Here is a 17,786-nt window from a genome sequence, read left to right on the forward strand (position 1 = left end):
GCCGAAGCGGACCGCTGCATAAGTCGAGCTTATCGTCACCCCTAGTTTTTCAGAACGTTACACGGCGTTCCACCGCCTGTAGCTTCGGCGTCGCGCTTTTGAAAACGGTCAATTGGCGGTTCGATGCAAGCACATGCGAGAGTGGTGATCGTCGGCGGCGGATGCGTCGGGGCAGGTATCCTGTATGGTCTGGCTAAGCGCGGCTGGACCGATGTCGCGCTGCTCGAGCGCACCCAATTGACCGCAGGCTCGACATGGCACGCCGCGGGCCTGGTCCCGTCCTATGCCCGCAACATCAATGTCGGGCGCATGATCAAGAAGACCATCGAAATCTATGAAGGGCTGGAGGCCGAGACCGGGCAGCCGGTCGGCTGGCACAAATGCGGCCAGTTGCGCATCGCCAATTCCCGGGACCGGCTGGACGAGTTCAAGAGCTATATGAGCGTCGCCGACGTCCAGGGCATGCGGGCGCAATTGCTGACGCCGGCGGAGGCCAGGGAGCTTTGCCCGCTGCTCCACAACGACCACATGCTCGGCGCGCTTTATCACCCCGATGATGGCCACATCGCGCCGGCCGACGTGACGCATGCCATGGCCCGAGGCGCCCGGGATCTGGGTGCCAAGGTCTACTTGAACACCGAGGTGACCGGCTTCAAACGAACGCCCGGTGGCGAATGGCTCGTTGAGACGAACCAGGGCGACATCACCTGCGAGCACGTGATCTCAGCCACCGGCAACTATGCGCGCCAGACCGGCGCGCTGCTCGGCCTCGATATCCCGGCTATCCCGATCCTGCACCAATACTGGATCACCGAGGCGGTGCCGGAGGTCGTGGAGCGGAAACGGCAGGGACGGCCCGAGATGCCGATCCTGCGCGACGAGGGTTTCGAGGGGTATCTGCGCGAAGAAGGCGACGGCCTGATGTTCGGCCCCTACGAGCGCACCGCGAACCTCAAACTCTTCGCCGAGGACGGCGTGCCCGCCTGGTTCGGCGCCGATCTCGTCGAAGAGGATTTCGAGGCGGTGTCGTGGAACTGGGAGCAGGCTTTGCAGCTCGTCCCGGCGCTCGGACGGGTGGGCATCAAGGCCAATGTGCGCGGGCCCTTCCAGATGACCGCGGACGAGCTTCCGCTGATGGGACCGGCCTGGGGCCTGCCCAATGTCTGGCTGGCCGAAGGCGTGCCGGGCGGCATCCTGTGGGGCGGCACGATCGGCTACTATCTGTCGGAGCGGATCGTCGAAGGCGGCAACAGCCTCGACACCTCCGATCTCGACCCGCGCCGCTTCGGCGACTACGCCAACAAGGCCTGGACGCGCGAGAAGGTCCGCGAGGCCTGGGGCACGCATGCGGAGCAGAAATATCCGGGACAGGACATGCCCGCAGCCCGGCCGCAGAAGACCGCGCCCTCCTATGACAGGCTGACCGAGCTCGGCGCGGTCTGGGGCGTGCTCAATGGCTGGGAAATGCCCAACTGGTTCGCGCCGAAGGGCATCGAGGCGAAGGACCAGTACAGCTGGCGCTGGACGACCAAGGGGAATTTCGTCGCCGAGGAAGTTCAGGCGGTGCGCAACGCCGTCGGCCTGGTCGAGATGACGCCGATGACCAAGTTCGAGGTGTCGGGGCCGAGTGCCGCCGCCTGGCTCGACAATATCCTCGCCAACCGCCTGCCGGCGACCGGCAAGGTGACGCTGGCGCATCATCTGACGGCGGCCGGCGGTGTGCAGGCTGAGTACATGGTGGCGCGCCTCGAAGAAGACAGCTTCTACCTGATCTCGACGCCGCGCGCGGAGCGCTGGAATTTCGACGACCTCTCGAAGTTGCTTCCGGCCGACGGCAGCGTGAGCCTGAAGAACGTCACCAACGATCGCGGCTGCTTCACCGTCGTCGGGCCGAAGGCGCGAGACGTGCTGCAACCTCTCACCGAGATCGACCTTTCGAACGAAAAGTTCCCGTGGTTCAGCGTGAAGAGCGGCAGCGTCGCCTTGGCCAGCGACGTGCGGCTGCTGCGCGTCAACTACGAGGGCGAGCTTGGCTGGGAACTCTACCATCCCCTCGCCTACCAGCGGCAGCTGCTGGATGCGATCCTGAAGGAAGGCGAGAAGCACGACATGCGGCTGGTCGGGCTGCACGCGCTGGAATCGCTCAGGCTCGAAAAATCCTACCGCGCCATGTATCGCGACATGAACCCGGAGCTCAACGCGCTGGAGAGCGGGCTCGAGCGTTTCATCCGCCTCGACAAGAGCGATTTCGTCGGACGCGGGGCTGTCTTGAAATACAAGGCGAGGAACGACCAGCGCCGGTCGGTGACGCTCAAGATCGAAACCGACGGCGCGAGCACGCTTGCCTCCGAGGGCCTCTACATCGACGGCGCGCTGGTCGGGCGCATCACGTCCGGCGGCTATGGCTACGCGCTCGGGCATGACGTGGCGCTGGCGCTGCTGCCCGAGCGCCTGAGCCGGCCCGGCACCAAGCTCGACGTCGCGGTCCTCGGACAATGGAAGATCGCCGAAGTCATCGCGGATTCGCCTTATGACCCGACCTCGGCCAGAGCGCGGATGTAGCAGACGGGGCCGTCGAGCCCCCGTAGCTGATGCAGCCCTTGAGTGGAGCCGAGCATGCGCATCGATCGGATCAATGTCTACTCGGTGCAGCTGCCCGTCAAAGGCGGCGTCTACCGGATGGCCAGCGCCGACGTGGAGGCGCTGGACTCGACGCTCGTCGAGATCGTGACGGATGATGGTTTCACCGGCTGGGGCGAGACCTGCCCGGTCGGCCCGGTCTACCAGCCGCATCATGCGCTTGGCGCCCGCGCGGCGATCGCCGAAATCGCCCCGGGTCTGATCGGCGCGGAGATCGCCTCGATCAGGCTGCTGGCGAAACGCATGGACGAGCGGCTCAACGGACATGGCTACGCCAAGGCCGCCTTCGACATGGCCTTTCTCGACCTGCTTGGCCAGAAGCTCGGCGTGCCGGTCTCGACGCTGCTCGGCGGCGCGCTGACCGACCGCGTGCCGGCCTATTATTCGCTGATCGTCGGCCCGCCGGACGAAACCGCCAGGATCGCGGCCGACAAGGTGAAGGCGGGCTATCCGCGCCTGCAGGTCAAGATCGGCGGACGCAATCTGGAAGAGGACGTGGCCGTCGTCCACAAGGTCTGGGAGACGGTCGGCTACAAGGCGCGGCTGGCGGTCGACGGCAACAGGGGCCTGACGGTCGCCGCCGCGATCCATCTCGACAGGCTCTGCCAGGCGATCCCTTTCGTTTTCGAGCAGCCCTGCAACACGATGGACGAGGTCGCGACGCTGAAAGGCCGCGTGACGCATCCGGTCTATCTCGACGAGAGCACCGAGGACCAGAACGCCGTGCTCAGGGCAATCTCGACGGGCATCGCGGACGGGTTCGGCTTCAAGGTCACCCGTCTCGGCGGCCTCACCAAGATGACGACGGTGCGCGACCTTTGCGCCATCCGCTCGCTGCCGCACAGCTGCGACGACGCCTGGGGCGGCGACATCATCGCGGCGGCCTGCGTGCATCTCGCGGCAACCGTGGAGCCGCGCCGCATGGAAGGCGCCTGGATCGCGCAGGAGTACATCAAAGGGCATTTCGACGCGAAACACCCCGTCGTGATCCGCCAGGGCCATATCGCCGTGCCGCAACGGCCGGGGCTGGGCGTGAAACCCGAGCCCGGCATGTTCGGCAAGCCGCTGGCCATATACGGGCCCTGACCGGCACGCCGGCCAACCCGGTTCTGGCCGGTCGCCGATCATTTCTCGAAAAGCGCGGATCGTTCCGCCTCGCCCTGCGTTGAGGACGACGCACGGAGGAAAAGGCGATGGACGACGACCGGATCGAGAAGATCAGGCAGCGTGCCTATGAGATCTGGCAGCGCGAAGGCAGCTTCGATGGCGACCACGAGCGCCACTGGCACCAGGCCGAGAAGGAGATCGATCGCGAGGCGGCCCTGCCGCTGACGGCGGACGATGCGCTGCCGGAAACCCGCGAGATCGACAGCTCCGACGTGCTGACGGTCGAGGCGCTGGCGATACGTACCGGAATCAGCAGTGGAGAGGCACAGGAACTGCTCGACCGGCTGGGCAACGACCGCGCCGCGATCGAGCAGGCGGCGCGGGCCATCCAGGCGCGGAAAGGCTGAGCCAAATACGACAGGCAGGACGCGACGCAGCCGGCGCTACGCGAGCTGGCGGCGGATAGTTTTGCCGGCCGGTCAATGTCTCGAACCGGCGCTTCTGGGCAACTGGCCCCATCTTCTCGCAAGGGTCGCCCATTGGCCAGAGCATCTGCAACGCGCCGGCCATCGCAGGTCTGCCGGATCGTCATGCTTGCGCCACTCATCGTCGCGACAAACACGTTGCGCGGGAACCCGCTTGTTTGTGACACCCGCCTCCGCTGTACTTTCCAGGACGAAACCTTGTTTGAGGTTGTTTGAGGAGGCGGGGCGATGAACTGGAAAGCGGCGGTTTCCTGTCTGGCGACGATGTCGATGGGTGGAGTGATGCCCGGCCAGGCGCTGGCCTGGGGCCAGGAAGGCCATGCAGTGATCGCCGAGATCGCGCAGCATAGGCTCGGCCAAAGCGCCTATGGCACGATCGAGCAGCTGTTGCGCGCGCATCTCAAGCTCAAGCCGCCGGCGACGGTGTCGCTGGCCTCGGTGGCGAGCTGGCCCGACGACTATCGCGCCGAGAACCACAAGGAAACGTCGAACTGGCATTTCGTCGACATCCCGTTGGCGTCGAAGCCCGGCGATGCGACGGCCAGTTCCATCGCCTACGACCCGGCGCGCGACTGCAAGGACGACCCGGCTTTCGGTTTCTGCCTGATGAAGGCGCTGCCGGCGCAGGAAAAAATCCTCGCCGATCCGAAGAAGAGCGACGAGGAGCGTTGGAAGGCGCTCGCCTTCGTCATCCATCTGGTCGGCGACCTGTCGCAGCCGCTGCACTGCGTCGAGCGCCTCGACGGCAACCAGGGCGATCAGGGCGGCAACACGCTGACGGTGACCTTCAACGTCTCGCGGCCGAAGCCGGACGGCTCCACCTACCGCGACCTCACCACCTTCCATGCGGTCTGGGATTCGAGCCTGATCCTGTTCAGATACTATGACTGGGGCAAGGTCGCGCTCGACCTCGAGACCGACGTCATCCCAAATCTCGCGCCGTTGCCCGCCGCCGACCAGACGCCTGAGAAATGGCTGGCGGCGTGCCATGCGATTGCGGAGGACGCCTATCGCGCGCTGCCCAAAGGCACGTCGATCAAGGCGGACAACCCGCACGCGGTGATCCTCGACCAGGCCTATTTCGAAAAATTCTCGCCGGTCGCCGTAAAGCAGCTCGCGCTCGGCGGCCTGCACCTGGCCGCCGTGCTCAATGAGACGCTGGCGGTGGACAAGTAGGCGGCGGGTCGGACTCGGGCAGGCGCCGATTGCCGCTTCGTCTGTGCGGATGCATAGTGCCGGCTCGGCAATGGCGCCTCGTTTCGAGGACTATCGGAAATGGCCATGAGCGACGAAAAAGACAATCCCGGCGTCGCGGCGTTCCCGCCGCTGCTGTTCCTTGTGACGGTGATCCTGATGCTGGCGCTGCGCTATGTCTGGCCGCTGGCGATCGGCGGCAGGCCGGCGACCTTGGTGCTGGGCCTCGTGCTGGCGGCGGTTGCGATTGCCGGCATCGCCTGGGGACGCATGACGATGCAGCGCGGCGGCACCAATATCGACCCGACGAAGCCGACGCTGGCCATCATCACCGGCGGCCCGTTCGGCTACAGCCGCAACCCGCTCTATGTCGGCCTGATGGGGCTGCTTCTCGGGATCGGGCTCGTGTTCGATACCTGGTGGGGCGTGGTCGCGCTGGTCCCGGTCTTTTTCATCCTGCATTCCGGCGTGGTGCTGCGCGAAGAGGCCTATCTGGAGCGCAAGTTCGGCGAGCCCTACCGCGCCTACAAGGCAAGCGTGCGCCGCTATCTCTGAGACGATGCCGCATACCGGGTCCACGCGACCGGCGTGACAGCAGGTGGGCGTGTTTCGGGCGTCAGGCCTTCATCGAATTGCTGAACATCTGCACGCCGACGCGCTCGTTGCGCCGCCAGCGCACAACGGCACGATAGACGGCATCATCGTCGGGAACGATGAGCGTGAAGCCTTCCGGTATCTCCACCTGCGCACCGACGCGCAGCTCGGCGCCATGCTCGTGCTGGTTACGGATGGAGCACCTGATGCGGGCGTCGGCGGTGACGATCGTGGCCTCCTTCAGCACGAATTCTCGTGAATGAAGACGGCGCTCGGTGTGGGGAAAGGTGGCCATTGTGCACTTGTCCCGGAACTTCCTCGGCGGGCTCAGCCTCCCTCACCCGAAGCCGCATGGTAACAGCGAGGCGTTTCCTTTCCGTTAGCGATTGCTAATTGCGGCATCATCCCGTTCCACACAAATGCGGCGCCGTTTGTGCCGGCACATCGCTTCGGTCATCGATTGCCGCCCAGGCGCCCGCAACCTGCTTCTAAAGCGCGTCACGCCGAAACGGTTCCCAAAACTGCCGCACATTTTTCTGCGACACGCATTCAGACACCCAGGACCTGATGGAGCGCCGCGCCGATCAGGATCAGCCCGGTCGCCACCTCCAGTAAAGTTGCGAGCCGCGCGGTGCTCGAGCCGAACCGCTCGAGGATGGCGACCGAGCCGCGGCGGAAGAGCACCGCCAGGGCGACCACCATGCCGAGCGTGATCGCGACGCCCGCCATCATGGCGACCGCGAACGCGAGTCCGGCCCAGGGCACGCCCCGCGCAATCGCGAAGGTCATGACGAACAGCGTCAGCGGACACGGGATCAGTCCGGCCATGACGCCGACGACCTCGCCTTCACGGGCGTGATGATGGTGACGGCCGCGCAGCGCCCGCCAGATCATCCAGACGCCTACCAATCCGAGAAGGCCCCGGCTAAGTGTTTCCAGGGCGGGAGCGCGGCCAACGCTGCCCAGCGCAATCGAGACCAGCGGCAGCGCCAGCACCGCAATCAGCACGGCAAGGGTGATGTGGGTGAAGGATAACGCCAGCGACGCCAGCAGCCCCCGCGACAGCCGCACGCGCGAGCCGGTTATATAGGCGGCGAGCCGGGTCTTGCTATGGCCGGGCGTGATTGCATGGGCGGCGCCGAACATAACGCCCATTGGCAATACAGCAAGAAGCGCCAGCCAACTGCCATTGGCGGCGAAGGATTTCAGATGTTGCGCCACCGCGATGTAGATCTCGCGCTGGTAGTCAAAAAGCGCCTGTATCATCCATGCGCGTGCTCGTGATGATGGCCTTCCGGTTCGGCCATGGCGAAGGGCAGTTCTTCGCTGTCGGCGCCGGCGGCCAGTTGCAGCCTGGCGGAAAATTCATGCGGCTCGGCCGGCGCCACGATGCTTTGGAGATAGTGATGGTCGCCGCCGACAGGCGACAGCGGCAGGCGCTCCACCGCACCGCCCGGCCGCTCGATGGCGACATTCGCCCGCAAGCCCTCGGCGTGGCGCGACAGCCGCAGGCGCATGCGCTCGCCCTGCGGCGTGTCGACGATCTCCAACAGTCCGCTCGCCAGCTTGCCCGACACCAGGAACGGATCGGGCGCGTGATGATGCCCGGCCCGTGCGTAGGATTCAGCGAAACGGACGGTAGCGACATCGAGGGCCGGAATGTGCGCGAACAGTTCGGTTTTCAGCGACACGGCGATATTGTTGGCGGCGGCAAGCAGCAGCCCGTCATTGACCGCGATCGCCACATCCACATGCAGCTTGTGGCCGAGCCATCGGGCTTTCGCCTCGACCACCTTCTCGATGCCGGGGACATGTTCGGCGGCGTGGTGGATTTCGTTCACGAGGCCGGGCTCGACGCCGTCAAGCATCCGCGTCAGCACCGAGCGCGCCGACTGCCACACGATGCCGAAGATGGCGGCGGTGATGAGCAGGCCGATGATCGGGTCGGCCAGCGGATAGCCAAGCCAGACGCCGATCGCGCCGGCGACGACGGCAAGGCTGGTGAGCCCGTCGGTGCGGGCGTGATAGCCGTCGGCGATCAGCGCGGCGCTGTTGATCTGGCGGCCGACTCGGATCCGGAACACGGCCACCGCCTCGTTGCCGAGGAAGCCGACGACGCCGGCGGAGGCAAGCCAGCCGAGGAACCGCACCGGCTTCGGGTCGAGCAGGCGGTCAATCGCCTCATAACCGGCGACCAGCGCGCTTGCCAGGATGATCAGCACGATGACGATGCCGGCCAAGTCCTCGACACGGCCGAGGCCATAGGTGAAGGTCGTGGTCGGCTTGCGGCGCGCCAGCACGAAGGCGATCCAGAGCGGTATGGCGGTGGTCGCGTCCGCGACATTGTGGATGGTGTCGGCGAGCAACGCCACGCTGCCCGAAAACACGACAACGGCGATCTGCAAAGCCGCGGTTATCGCGAGGATCACGAACGACCATTTGATCGCCCAGATGCCGCGATCTGTGGTCGCGATCGTAGCGTCGATCACGCCATGCGTATGGCCGTGCGGCCCGTGGCGATCATGGCTGTGCCCACCATGGTCGTGACCATGCGCCTCGAACCCGAACCAGGCGAGAATCCTTGCCCACATGGTTGCCTCACAGGTATTTGGTGAGCTGTTTCAGCTCCTTGAGCGTGTCGCTGGTCGGCGCGCCGCCTTCGACCAGGCAGTGCTCCATATGATCGTGGATCAGCTCGCGCTTGGCGTTGCCGACGGCGCTTTCGACGGCATGAAGCTGTTGCGCCAAGTCAAGGCAGGAGCGCCCCTGCTCGAACATGGTGAGCACGGCGGCGAGATGGCCGTGCGCGCGCTTGAGCCGGACGATGATATCGGGATGGGAACTGTGTACCGTCATGGCGTTATCCTATCCTCCGGGGTAGGATAGCGCAATGGAGAACCACCCGAAGCCGACCATGCGGATTTGGCCGCGAATCCTCCGCGCATCCGTTACGCATCGCTTGGAAAACAATCCGGAACCATGGCGTCGCGCGCGCCTTTCTTCCGTCAGGAGGAATTTTTCGATGTCAGACAATGAAAGCTCACGCGACGCGGCTGATCACGTCTTGATCGGCGAGGATTTCGACGTCGCCTGTTTCGCGAGGAAGTTCCAGCTTACGATCCCTGAAGCTCGGCAGCTCTTTGCCAAATATGGCAATGATCGCGTGGCGCTGGAGCGCGAAGCCCACGCGCTTGGTTCGAGCCCGAACGGCGGCCGCACGACGGACTAGAACGCACCTGCTTGCTTGCCCGCGAAGTGCTGCGACATGGGCGATGACGCTGCTCATTCGAAAGGCCGAGCATCGCCGGTTTCGACAGCAGGAACCCGAGAAGATCGAAAGCAACGGGCCTCAAAAGCCGCTAGTGCCGCTTGAAGTATTGCACCTCGCGCTCGTGCTTCTCGGCGGCCTCGCGCGACTTGAAGGTGCCGAGGTTCCGGCGCTTGCCGGTCCTAGGGTCCACTTTGCGCGAATAGAGACGGTATTCGCCGGACTTCAGCTTGCGGATCATGGCTGCCTCCCTTGAGATTTCATAACCTCTAACCCCCTCAAGCTGTCCGGGTTCCGCAGGCCGAACGTGATCCATTTCACGGAAGCGGCGGGCCGAATGTCGGAATCGACAGGGCGGCGACATAATTCGGTCGGATTATTTGCATTCAAATGATTTCCGTGACGTTAGGGTAACGTTGCGGGCATGCGGACTGGAGGAGGGTGAGATGATGACGGCGAAGCTTCACGGCGTCGAACTCGTCAAGGGCCAGAAGTGGACGGTGCGCGTCACCGCCTATGGCACCACGCTGACCTTCCCCTTCGAAGCCGAGCAATATGCCCGCTCCTATGCCGACGGCCAGGCCTTCCGCCTCGGCGTCGAGGTGATCGAGCTGAAGGACTGCGCGTGACTAGGTCCGGCGCACAGACACCACCAGGCAGACACAGAGCCTCACATTGAGCGTTGCGGCAAGCGCCAGCGTCGTCAGGACGAGGTTGGCCCCGCCCGCGCCGAGAAGCAGCGCCCCAATCGAGGGAGCTGCCGCCTGGACGATCAGGCTCGGCGTCGCGAGCCTGCCCATGAGCGCGGCGTATCGTTGCGGATCGAACAGGACGAGCGGCAGGGCGCCGCGCGCGATCGTATGGATGCCGTTGCCGGCGCCATAGAGGATCAATGCCAGGGCGATGAGGGCCGGGCTCGCAAGCAGCAGCCAGACGCCGGCCGCAAGCAGCGATACGGATCTCAGCATCGTCCAGATCGGGTGATGCCGGTTGCGGCCGATCAGCATCTCGGCCACGCGCGCGCCGACCTGTGACGGACCGACCAAAGCTCCAAGGCCGACCGCGGCCGCCAGGCCCACCCCGCGAAGCTGCAGCAGGGCAAGGAGATGGACTGAGAGCATGGATGCTATCAGTGCCGCCACGGTCTGGATGGAGGCGAGCAGGATGAGACGTGTCCTCGTCCGGCCGGTGGTCGACGGCTGCTTCAGCCCGGTTGCAGCCGGCGCCGGCGTCGGGAGCGGCGGAGGCGGCGGTATCGCCCAGAGGTGAAGCGGCAGGCAGAGCAGAAGGTGGATCGCGGCGCCAAGCGCCGAGACGAGGACATGGCGATTGCGAGCGACAGGTGCCGCGGCTTCCAATCAGGCTTGCCCCGGCACGTAGCCGACCTTCTCGCCATCCTCCTTGACGAACTCGCGCACCGGATTGTCAAGCAGCGGGAGCACCGCCTCCGACGGACGGCTGAGCTTGGTGCCCTTAGGCGTCTCGACGATCGGCCGGTTGATGAGGATGGGATGGGCGAGCATGAAGTCGACCAGCTCGTCGCCGCTCCATTTCGGGTCGCCAAGGCCGAGCTCGGCATAAGGCGTTCCCTTCTCCCTGAGTAGCTCGCGCGGGGTGATGCCCATCGCCGCGATCAGTTCGAGCAGCCGCTCGCGGGCGGGCGGGGTCTTCAGATATTCGATCACCACCGGGTCCTCGCCGCTGGCGCGGATCATGGCGAGCGTGTTGCGCGAGGTGCCGCAGGCGGGGTTGTGATAGATCGTGACGGTCATGGGTTGGCTCTCGGGCTCGGCTCTCGGGGGTTGGGATGCTCGATGGTTTCGGGCTGCAGCAGCCAGCCCATCAGCGCCAGCGCGATCAAGGCGCCAAGCAGCTCGGCGACGATGAAGCCGGGCAGATCGGCCGGCCTGATGCCGGAAAACGTGTCGGTGAGCGAACGCGCCAGCGCGACGGCCGGATTGGCGAAGGAGGTGGAGGCGGTGAACCAGTAGGCGGCGGTGATGAAGAGGCCGACCAGCCAGGGCACGGCCCGCCGCTCGAAGCGAATGCCGGCGAGGATGACGGCGACCAGCCCGAAGGTCGCGACAACTTCCGAGAACCATTGCGCCGGTCCGGCGCGCAGCTTCGTCGCGAACTCCAGCACCGGCAGCGCGAACATGAGATGCGCGGCAATGGTGCCGGCGATGCCGCCGGCGCCCTGCGCGGCGAGATAGGCCGGCAGATCGCGGGCCGGCAGCGTCCGGTTCAAACAGAAGACAAGCGAGACGGCCGGATTGAAATGGGCGCCGGAGATCGGTCCGAGGATGGTGATCAGCACCACCAGCATGGCGCCGGTCGCAAGCGTGTTGCCGAGCAGCGCCAGCGCCGTGTCATGCGTCAGCGTCTCGGCCATGATGCCGGAGCCGACCACGGTCGCCACCAGGAGACCGGTGCCCAGGGCTTCGGCAACGGCGCGTCGCGGAAGATCGTAGGCGGTCACTGCCGGCTCCCCTCGCCCGGCCGGCAGCAAGGCGCGGCAAGCGCCGGCGCGCAGATTTCGGGGCGGCCCGAGCAGCAATCCTCCATCAGGAACCGGATCAGGCCGGACAGCGCGTCATATTCGGCGCTGTAGACGATCGAGCGTGCGTCCCGCCGCGCGCTGATCAGGCCGGCGCGCTCGAGTTCCTTGAGGTGGAAGCTGACATTGGAGGGCGAGACCTCGACCTGCTCGGCGAGCGAACCGGCGGCGATGCCATCCGGCCCGGCGACAACCAGCAACCGAAGCAGCCTCAGCCGCGTGTCCTGCGACAGCGCGCCAAAGGCGATCAGGGCTTGACGTTCATCCACGTTTCAATAATCCTTGAAATGTTGAAATGAGGATTAGCCGACATGCTCTCTCCTGACAACCGCAAAATCGCCCCCATCCTCGCCATCGACCCGTCGGATCTCACCATCGGCGACCTGCTCGACGCGCTGGCTGACCACAAGGACAAGCCGCTGGTGTTCCGCTATGGCGGACGGCCGGTTAAGCCGGGCTACCATGTGACCGAGGTCAAGGCCGGGCAGTTCTCGGCGCTGGATTGCGGCGCCAACCCGGAATCCTGGTCGGAAATCTTCGTCCAGCTATGGGACGTCGACGAAGGCGGGCCGGTGCACATGCCGACCGGCAAATTCGCTGCCATCATCCGCAAGGTCGCCGACCACGTCGCTCTCGACCAGTCCGCCAGGCTGACCTTCGAAGTCAGCGACGGCATCAGGCCGATGGAGCTTCACCGGGCAACGCAGCCGACACTGGTCGGCGGCACCGTCGAGGTCGAGTTGTCGCCGCGGCCGGCAAGCTGCAAGCCCCGCGACCGCTGGCTGGAAGAGCAGAAGGCGGCCGATGCATCGCTTTGTTCGCCCGCGAGAGACAAAGCCTGTTGCGCCTAGGCGGTCGACAGCGCCAATCTGAGGCCCCCGGACCTATCTGCCCGTGCTCCGATAGCGGTGCACCCTTACCCTGCTCCCGTTTATTCCGTGCCAGGGTTCGCAGGCGATGCCGTCATGGTCGGCGTCGTGCGTCGGCCAGTAGCCGGGCTGCCCGGCGCGTGCCGGCGCGAGGCCGACCAGTCGGGCGGTGGCGCAATTGGGAAAGGCAGCTATGTGCCGCAGCACCGAAAAGGGAGACGCGAAACGGATGCCGATTGAACCATAGACGACATAGCCGGACAAAAGGATAAAGGGCGCAGCCAAGGCCACCCACCTCCACGCGCCCAGGCGGCGGCGGTGATGGACCGAAGGCCAATGGAAGAACGGCAGCAACATCGGCCCCCGGCTGACAGCGCTCCTCTCAAATTAGCGATCTCTTGTATTTCTCGCAAATGAGGCTCATGCTGGGATCAATGTATGGCAACCTGATGCGCAGCGGGGTGGTCTAAAGGCGTCATGGGATTTGCAGTCTGCTATGATCACGGCGGGATCGATCTGGCTTTGTCGATCTTCTTTGGTGTCACGGCGGTTTTCATACTCATGGCGCCGTTGGCCGTTGCGCGGCTGATCGCGATATCGCGGGCGGATCCGAATTCAGTCGGACAGCTTCAGACGGCATAACGGCCGAGGGCCGCCCTACCGCCGGGTGACCTTTGGCATAGGAGCATCACCGAACAGCGCCGAGCAGTCGATCTCGTCGCGGAAAAGCGCATCGGGATCGAGCACCAGCCATGACGTGTGCGTGCGAAGGTCCCTTAGCCTGGCGTTCTTTTCGGCGCGCGCCTGGCGCTCCGCCTCGGCAAGCGAGGCAAGGGCCGGTCTCTCGGCCTTGTGAGCGAAAGAATTCTTCGGCATAGCGACACAAAAACGCGGTCGCCCCGCTTTGCGTTCCGCCGGAAACCGCGCCGTCAATGCCGCCTTTTCTCTATCGCGAGCCGCCTGAATCCGTTTCAGCGCGATGCGCTTTTGGCACTTTCCAACGGCCATTCGCATCCGGCCGCCGCGATGGCGTTAACCCCTTCCCGGGACGCAGGACCAAGGTCGGTGTCGCATTCGCTGCGACTGGCCTATAATCTTTGCCAGTGGCGGGGTGAATCGCGCGTATGCTCAGCGAGACTTTGAAACGACTTTTGCAAGTCTGGAGCGGGCTGTCGCTGGCCTGGCAGTTCGTGATTGCCGGCGGTATCGGACTTTTGGCCGTGATGCTCGTCGTCGGCCTCTGGGTGACGTCGCAGATCCGCGAAGGCGTGATGCACAACTCCGCCACCACGACAGCGCTCTATGTCGACAGCGTGATTGCGCCGCTTTTGCCGGACCTGCGCAAGAGCCGTGAGCTCGACGACACGGTCAAGCGGGCGCTGGACGAGACGCTTGGCCAGGGCGCGCTCGGCAAGAGGCTGGTGTCGTTCAAGCTGTGGCGGCGCGACGGCACGGTGCTCTACGCTGACGACTCGTCGCTGATCGGCAAGAGCTTTCCTGCCAACCCGAATCTGATCTCGGCCTTCGGCGGCAATGTCGTGGCCGAGTACAACGACCTCGACGACGATCCCGAAGCGGGCGAAGAGAAAGCGGTGAACGCGCCGCTGTTCGAGATCTACAACCCCGTGCGCGAGCCCTGGTCGGGCGAAGTGGTGGCGGTGTCGGAATTCTATGAGATCGCCGACGACTTCCAGCAGACGCTGAACTCGGCGCTCAGATGGACCTGGCTGGTGGTGGCCGGCGCCACGGCGGCCTCGCTGGCGCTGTTGTCGGGCATCGTCTTTCGCGGCAGCCGCACCATCCAGACACAGCGCGCAGCGCTCGAGGCCAAGGTCACCGAGCTGCAGTCGGCGCTGGCGCAGAACTCATCGCTTCGCCAGCGCGTGCAGCGCGCATCGCGCCGCGCCACCGCCATCAACGAGCGCTATCTGCGGCGCATCGGCGCCGACCTGCACGACGGCCCGGCGCAACTGGTGGCGCTTGCCGCGCTCAGGATGGACAGTCCGGTGCTGGTCGACCCCGCCACGCCCAGACCGCAGCGCGAAGCCGAGATCGCAGGCATCCACAAGACGCTCGGCGAGGCGATGCGAGAGATACGCGGCATCTGCAACGGCCTGGTGCTGCCGCAGATCGAGACGCAGGCGGTCGCCGACATATTGCGGCTGGCGGTCGCCGAGCATGAGCGACGCACCGACACCAAAGTGCTGCTGACGCTGCCGGAGCGCTTGCCCGAACTCGGCACCTCGGAGAAGATCAGCATCTATCGGTTCGTGCAGGAGGGGCTGAACAACGCCTACCGGCACGGCAAGGGCAAGGGCCAGCAGGTGAGGGCCACGATGAAGGGCGGCAAGCTTCTGGTCGAGGTGCAGGACACAGGTCCGGGCTTCAACCCCGCACGGAGCGAAGGCCTGGGGCTCGCCGGCCTCAGGGAGCGTATCGAAAGCATCGGCGGGCAATTCGAGACGCTTTCGGGTCCTGGAGGAACGAGACTGGTAATCACATTGTCTGTCGAGGAGCAGCCGTGACCACACCCATCCGCATCGCTATTGTCGACGACCATCCGCTGTTTCGTGAGGGCGTGGCGCGCAGCCTCGGCGAGATCGGCGGCTTCGAGCTTGTGGGCGAAGGCGCCAGCGCCGAGGACGCCGAAAGGCTGGTCCGCGGCAGCACGCCCGACGTGCTGCTGCTCGACATCAGCATGCCGGGCGGCGGCCTCAACGCATTGGCCAGCATCCTTTCGGCGGCGCCTGAGCAGAAGATCGTAATGCTCACCGTGTCCGAGACCAATGCCGACGTCGCCCAGGCGCTAAAGGCTGGCGCGCGCGGCTATGTGCTGAAAGGCGTCGGCTCCAAGTCGCTGGCCGAGATCCTGCGCGACGTCGCCAACGGCCAGAGCTACGTCTCGCCGACACTCTCGGCGCGGCTGCTGTCGGACCTCTTGCAGCCCACCAGCCGCAAGCCCGACCCGCTCAGCCAGCTCACCGGCCGCGAAGCCGAGATCCTGAGGCTGGTGGCCGAGGGCCTGAGCAACAAGGAGGTCGCCGCCCGGCTGTCGCTGCAGGAAAAGACGGTCAAGCACCACATGACCCGAGTGCTCGCCAAGCTCAACGTGCGCAACCGGACGGAGGCAGCGCTCTTGATGCATGAAGCGAAGGAAAGACCGTAGTTAGGGAGTAGAGCAGTAAGGGAGTAGGAAAGAAAGCATTCTGCCCCACTCCCTATTCCCCTACACTCCCCTAAAAAGGCAATCACCCCCGCCTCCGGACGGCGGGGGTGACATGCGAGGGTGCGGAAAAGGGGGTAGCCTCTCTCAACCCTCACAAGCCCAGCAGACGGGCCTGATCCTTCTCGGTCGCCCGGCGCTCGACGATGGTGCGGCCTTGCGCATCCGTCATCTCGAAGCGTCCGTTCTCGATCTCTTCCTTCATGCCGTTGCGGTGGGTGACGGTGATCTTATTGCCGTCGATCTCGACGATGTCGCCCGTCGTCGCATTGACATGGCTGGCGGCACCGCCGCCCGGGTTGGTGTTGCCTTTGCCGTTGTTGTTGCCCGGACCGGCATTGGCATTGCCGCCACCGGCATTGCTGTTGCCTGAATTGCCACCGCTGTTGCCGCCACCGTTGCCGCCGCCATGACCGTTGCCGGCATAAGCGGTGGGCACCAGAAGCTTGGCGAGGCTATCGGGGGTGAAATGACCAGTCGCGACAACAAGCGCCAGCGCGGCCGCAGCGCGCAGCGTAAGGCGGACAAACCTTCTGGAGGCGGGTTCGCGCATGCTATCCTTGGTTCATGCCGGTTCCGCCTCGGCCCTGCCGAAGTTCCGCTCTCAGCCGGGCCAAGGCGAAACCGGTTTACTAACCGGAAAAAGATTCACGGTTTGGTAAGCCTACGGAAGCGGCCCACGACCCATGCCATGCCCGGTCGGACCTTTTTAGCAACCACCTGGGGACCATCGTCGCAACTAGAGCGCGTCGCGGTGAAGCGTACCCAGGCGACGCGCTTAGTCCTTATTTTGCGCATGTCACCGTCCCCAAACCGCTGCGCACTTTTGGACGACATACTTGGAGGGAGAAGGAATTCGAAGCCGCGACTGCAGCTGCGTTAACCAAATCGCTTGGAAATTGTCCGGCAATTCATTATGACTATGGCCTGCGAGAACCACGCGGACGCCCAACGAGCCGCGGCATTCTACGGCGCAGCTGTTTCTACTTGGACGCGAAAAGCACCGTAACTCTTTGATTTGCGTATGGATTGTGTCTTCCCGCCTTGCGGGGCCATGCGCCAAGAGCCCGCCTTACCCGGCAGCCATCCCAAGGGCCCCAAAAAGTACCCCCGCCAAAAGGCGGGGGCAAGGTGAGTAGCGGGAGTTCTGTCATAAGATGATCAGGACCGAAGAGACGAAGCAAAAGGTGGCAACCTGATTTTGCAGCGCTGGCCTTTGGTCCCTTAAAGATCTAATCCAGATAGAACCTCGCTCTCACAAACTTTGTTCTCACAAACTCTTCAGGCGATTGAGATCGGCCATTGTGGCCTTGCGCTCGACGATGGTGCGACCAAACTTGTCCTCCATCCTGAACCTGCCGTCCTCAACCGTCTCCTTCATTCCGTTCCGGTGCGTGACCTGGATCCCGCTGGCACTGACCTCGACCTTGTCGCCGGTCGCGGCGGTCACATGATCGTCGACATCGGCGGTGCTGCTTGCGGCACTGTTGGAGGCACTGTTCGTTGCGCCCTTGCTGTTGCCGTTGTTGCCGCCCGAGTTGCTGTTTCCGTTGTTGCCGCCCGAGTTGCCGTTCCCGTTGTTACCGCCGCCGTTACGGTTTCCGTTGCCGCCGCCGCCGCTGTTTCCGCCGCCGCTGTTTCCGCCCCCGCTATTGCCGCCGCCGCTATTTCCACCGCCGTTGTTTCCACCGCCGTTGCCGTTGCCATTGCCGCCCTTGCCGGCATAGGCCTTGGCCACGACAGGACCATCGAGGGAGAGATGAAAAGGCGCGACAACAAGCGCCAGCGCAGTGAGCGCCCGCAAGACATGCCTGCAGCCCATGCGCGATACGCGCATCCCATTCTCCCC

The 17,786-nt window shown here is 64.8% G+C and carries 23 protein-coding genes; 10 read left to right on the plus strand and 13 right to left on the minus strand.

Going from position 1 to position 17,786, the window contains the following annotated elements:
- Positions 1-123: 123 nt before the first annotated feature.
- The 5 genes from EJ067_RS04045 (at position 124) to EJ067_RS04065 (ending at position 5,981) form a co-directional block, all read left to right on the plus strand.
- Positions 124-2,562, plus strand: a complete 2,439-nt coding sequence (locus EJ067_RS04045) for an FAD-dependent oxidoreductase (protein WP_126084781.1) — start codon at positions 124-126, stop codon at positions 2,560-2,562.
- Between the two features lie 54 nt (positions 2,563-2,616).
- On the plus strand, positions 2,617-3,726 hold the full coding sequence (locus EJ067_RS04050; RefSeq protein ID WP_126084782.1) for a mandelate racemase/muconate lactonizing enzyme family protein: 1,110 nt from the start codon (positions 2,617-2,619) through the stop codon (positions 3,724-3,726).
- A 107-nt stretch (positions 3,727-3,833) separates the two neighbouring features.
- Positions 3,834-4,154 (plus strand): DUF2934 domain-containing protein, encoded by a 321-nt coding sequence (locus EJ067_RS04055; RefSeq protein WP_126084783.1) that lies wholly within the window; start codon positions 3,834-3,836, stop codon positions 4,152-4,154.
- Positions 4,155-4,460: 306 nt separating this feature from the next.
- Positions 4,461-5,408: a S1/P1 nuclease gene (locus EJ067_RS04060; RefSeq protein WP_126084784.1), complete on the plus strand. Its 948-nt coding sequence runs from the start codon at positions 4,461-4,463 to the stop codon at positions 5,406-5,408.
- 105 nt (positions 5,409-5,513) lie between these two features.
- Positions 5,514-5,981, plus strand: a complete 468-nt coding sequence (locus EJ067_RS04065) for an isoprenylcysteine carboxylmethyltransferase family protein (RefSeq protein ID WP_189510378.1) — start codon at positions 5,514-5,516, stop codon at positions 5,979-5,981.
- Positions 5,982-6,042: 61 nt separating this feature from the next.
- On the opposite strand, the gene EJ067_RS04070 is transcribed toward EJ067_RS04065, so the two are convergent.
- From EJ067_RS04070 to EJ067_RS04085, 4 genes are all read right to left on the minus strand, one after another.
- On the minus strand, positions 6,043-6,315 hold the full coding sequence (locus tag EJ067_RS04070; RefSeq protein WP_126084786.1) for a PilZ domain-containing protein: 273 nt from the start codon (positions 6,313-6,315) through the stop codon (positions 6,043-6,045).
- 254 nt (positions 6,316-6,569) lie between these two features.
- The gene (locus tag EJ067_RS04075) at positions 6,570-7,286 is read right to left on the minus strand and encodes an ABC transporter permease (RefSeq protein ID WP_126084787.1); all 717 of its coding nucleotides are present in this window, start codon (positions 7,284-7,286) and stop codon (positions 6,570-6,572) included.
- Positions 7,283-8,611 (minus strand): cation diffusion facilitator family transporter, encoded by a 1,329-nt coding sequence (locus EJ067_RS04080; RefSeq protein ID WP_126084788.1) that lies wholly within the window; start codon positions 8,609-8,611, stop codon positions 7,283-7,285. The genes EJ067_RS04075 and EJ067_RS04080 overlap by 4 nt, the downstream gene beginning before the upstream one ends.
- Before the next feature lie 7 nt (positions 8,612-8,618).
- Positions 8,619-8,876 (minus strand): metal-sensing transcriptional repressor, encoded by a 258-nt coding sequence (locus EJ067_RS04085; RefSeq protein ID WP_126084789.1) that lies wholly within the window; start codon positions 8,874-8,876, stop codon positions 8,619-8,621.
- 34 nt (positions 8,877-8,910) lie between these two features.
- On the opposite strand from EJ067_RS04085, the gene EJ067_RS35080 reads away from it, so the two are divergent.
- Positions 8,911-9,249 carry a hypothetical protein gene (locus EJ067_RS35080; RefSeq protein ID WP_245468159.1) on the plus strand — a complete coding sequence of 113 codons (339 nt, stop codon included), beginning with the start codon at positions 8,911-8,913 and terminating at the stop codon, positions 9,247-9,249.
- 130 nt (positions 9,250-9,379) lie between these two features.
- Here the strand turns inward: EJ067_RS35080 and EJ067_RS04095 are convergent, their stop codons facing one another.
- The gene (locus EJ067_RS04095; RefSeq protein ID WP_095770090.1) at positions 9,380-9,529 is read right to left on the minus strand and encodes a hypothetical protein; all 150 of its coding nucleotides are present in this window, start codon (positions 9,527-9,529) and stop codon (positions 9,380-9,382) included.
- A gap of 205 nt (positions 9,530-9,734) precedes the next feature.
- Here EJ067_RS04095 and EJ067_RS04100 point away from each other — a divergent pair, with 205 nt between their 5' ends.
- Positions 9,735-9,917, plus strand: coding sequence for a hypothetical protein (locus EJ067_RS04100; protein WP_245468160.1), 183 nt, complete (start codon positions 9,735-9,737; stop codon positions 9,915-9,917).
- Here the strand turns inward: EJ067_RS04100 and EJ067_RS04105 are convergent, their stop codons facing one another.
- The 4 genes from EJ067_RS04105 to EJ067_RS04120 are packed head-to-tail and all read right to left on the minus strand — an operon-like array spanning position 9,918 to position 12,114.
- Positions 9,918-10,646: an MFS transporter gene (locus tag EJ067_RS04105; RefSeq protein WP_126084790.1), complete on the minus strand. Its 729-nt coding sequence runs from the start codon at positions 10,644-10,646 to the stop codon at positions 9,918-9,920.
- Complete coding sequence (gene arsC / locus EJ067_RS04110; RefSeq protein WP_126084791.1) at positions 10,647-11,060, minus strand: arsenate reductase (glutaredoxin); 414 nt, start codon at positions 11,058-11,060, stop codon at positions 10,647-10,649.
- The gene (locus EJ067_RS04115; RefSeq protein ID WP_126084792.1) at positions 11,057-11,767 is read right to left on the minus strand and encodes an MIP/aquaporin family protein; all 711 of its coding nucleotides are present in this window, start codon (positions 11,765-11,767) and stop codon (positions 11,057-11,059) included. The genes arsC and EJ067_RS04115 overlap by 4 nt, the downstream gene beginning before the upstream one ends.
- Entirely contained in the window at positions 11,764-12,114 is a 351-nt protein-coding gene (locus tag EJ067_RS04120) for a metalloregulator ArsR/SmtB family transcription factor (RefSeq protein WP_126084793.1), read from the minus strand. Before EJ067_RS04120 ends, EJ067_RS04115 begins: the two co-directional genes overlap by 4 nt.
- Positions 12,115-12,156: 42 nt before the next feature.
- On the opposite strand from EJ067_RS04120, the gene EJ067_RS04125 reads away from it, so the two are divergent.
- A complete protein-coding gene (locus EJ067_RS04125) occupies positions 12,157-12,696 on the plus strand; it encodes a DUF6428 family protein (RefSeq protein ID WP_126084794.1) in 540 nt (179 codons plus the stop codon).
- A 33-nt stretch (positions 12,697-12,729) separates the two neighbouring features.
- Here EJ067_RS04125 and EJ067_RS04130 read toward each other — a convergent pair whose 3' ends face one another.
- The gene (locus EJ067_RS04130) at positions 12,730-12,999 is read right to left on the minus strand and encodes an excalibur calcium-binding domain-containing protein (RefSeq protein ID WP_245468161.1); all 270 of its coding nucleotides are present in this window, start codon (positions 12,997-12,999) and stop codon (positions 12,730-12,732) included.
- Between the two features lie 372 nt (positions 13,000-13,371).
- Positions 13,372-13,590 carry a hypothetical protein gene (locus EJ067_RS04135; protein WP_126084796.1) on the minus strand — a complete coding sequence of 73 codons (219 nt, stop codon included), beginning with the start codon at positions 13,588-13,590 and terminating at the stop codon, positions 13,372-13,374.
- Between the two features lie 248 nt (positions 13,591-13,838).
- On the opposite strand from EJ067_RS04135, the gene EJ067_RS04140 reads away from it, so the two are divergent.
- Together EJ067_RS04140 and EJ067_RS04145 are read left to right on the plus strand one after the other, a co-directional pair.
- Complete coding sequence (locus EJ067_RS04140) at positions 13,839-15,239, plus strand: sensor histidine kinase (protein WP_126084797.1); 1,401 nt, start codon at positions 13,839-13,841, stop codon at positions 15,237-15,239.
- A complete protein-coding gene (locus tag EJ067_RS04145; RefSeq protein ID WP_126084798.1) occupies positions 15,236-15,880 on the plus strand; it encodes a response regulator transcription factor in 645 nt (214 codons plus the stop codon). The genes EJ067_RS04140 and EJ067_RS04145 overlap by 4 nt, the downstream gene beginning before the upstream one ends.
- Positions 15,881-16,031: 151 nt before the next feature.
- Here the strand turns inward: EJ067_RS04145 and EJ067_RS04150 are convergent, their stop codons facing one another.
- Both EJ067_RS04150 and EJ067_RS34415 read right to left on the minus strand, forming a co-directional pair.
- Positions 16,032-16,490, minus strand: a complete 459-nt coding sequence (locus EJ067_RS04150; protein ID WP_126084799.1) for a hypothetical protein — start codon at positions 16,488-16,490, stop codon at positions 16,032-16,034.
- 717 nt (positions 16,491-17,207) lie between these two features.
- Positions 17,208-17,774 (minus strand): hypothetical protein, encoded by a 567-nt coding sequence (locus EJ067_RS34415; protein WP_189510380.1) that lies wholly within the window; start codon positions 17,772-17,774, stop codon positions 17,208-17,210.
- Between the last annotated feature and the right edge of the window lie 12 nt (positions 17,775-17,786).

The organism is Mesorhizobium sp. M1D.F.Ca.ET.043.01.1.1 (assembly GCF_003952385.1).
GTDB lineage: Bacteria > Pseudomonadota > Alphaproteobacteria > Rhizobiales > Rhizobiaceae > Mesorhizobium.

Coding starts and splice junctions, on each gene's coding strand:
- EJ067_RS04045 (WP_126084781.1), top strand. CDS start 124: ATGCAAGCACATGCGAGAGTGGTGATCGTCGGCGGCGGATGCGTCGGG.
- EJ067_RS04050 (WP_126084782.1), top strand. CDS start 2,617: ATGCGCATCGATCGGATCAATGTCTACTCGGTGCAGCTGCCCGTCAAA.
- EJ067_RS04055 (WP_126084783.1), top strand. CDS start 3,834: ATGGACGACGACCGGATCGAGAAGATCAGGCAGCGTGCCTATGAGATC.
- EJ067_RS04060 (WP_126084784.1), top strand. CDS start 4,461: ATGAACTGGAAAGCGGCGGTTTCCTGTCTGGCGACGATGTCGATGGGT.
- EJ067_RS04065 (WP_189510378.1), top strand. CDS start 5,514: ATGAGCGACGAAAAAGACAATCCCGGCGTCGCGGCGTTCCCGCCGCTG.
- EJ067_RS04070 (WP_126084786.1), bottom strand. CDS start 6,315: ATGGCCACCTTTCCCCACACCGAGCGCCGTCTTCATTCACGAGAATTC.
- EJ067_RS04075 (WP_126084787.1), bottom strand. CDS start 7,286: ATGATACAGGCGCTTTTTGACTACCAGCGCGAGATCTACATCGCGGTG.
- EJ067_RS04080 (WP_126084788.1), bottom strand. CDS start 8,611: ATGTGGGCAAGGATTCTCGCCTGGTTCGGGTTCGAGGCGCATGGTCAC.
- EJ067_RS04085 (WP_126084789.1), bottom strand. CDS start 8,876: ATGACGGTACACAGTTCCCATCCCGATATCATCGTCCGGCTCAAGCGC.
- EJ067_RS35080 (WP_245468159.1), top strand. CDS start 8,911: ATGGAGAACCACCCGAAGCCGACCATGCGGATTTGGCCGCGAATCCTC.
- EJ067_RS04095 (WP_095770090.1), bottom strand. CDS start 9,529: ATGATCCGCAAGCTGAAGTCCGGCGAATACCGTCTCTATTCGCGCAAA.
- EJ067_RS04100 (WP_245468160.1), top strand. CDS start 9,735: ATGATGACGGCGAAGCTTCACGGCGTCGAACTCGTCAAGGGCCAGAAG.
- arsC (WP_126084791.1), bottom strand. CDS start 11,060: ATGACCGTCACGATCTATCACAACCCCGCCTGCGGCACCTCGCGCAAC.
- EJ067_RS04125 (WP_126084794.1), top strand. CDS start 12,157: ATGCTCTCTCCTGACAACCGCAAAATCGCCCCCATCCTCGCCATCGAC.
- EJ067_RS04135 (WP_126084796.1), bottom strand. CDS start 13,590: ATGCCGAAGAATTCTTTCGCTCACAAGGCCGAGAGACCGGCCCTTGCC.
- EJ067_RS04140 (WP_126084797.1), top strand. CDS start 13,839: ATGCTCAGCGAGACTTTGAAACGACTTTTGCAAGTCTGGAGCGGGCTG.
- EJ067_RS04150 (WP_126084799.1), bottom strand. CDS start 16,490: ATGCGCGAACCCGCCTCCAGAAGGTTTGTCCGCCTTACGCTGCGCGCT.
- EJ067_RS34415 (WP_189510380.1), bottom strand. CDS start 17,774: ATGCGCGTATCGCGCATGGGCTGCAGGCATGTCTTGCGGGCGCTCACT.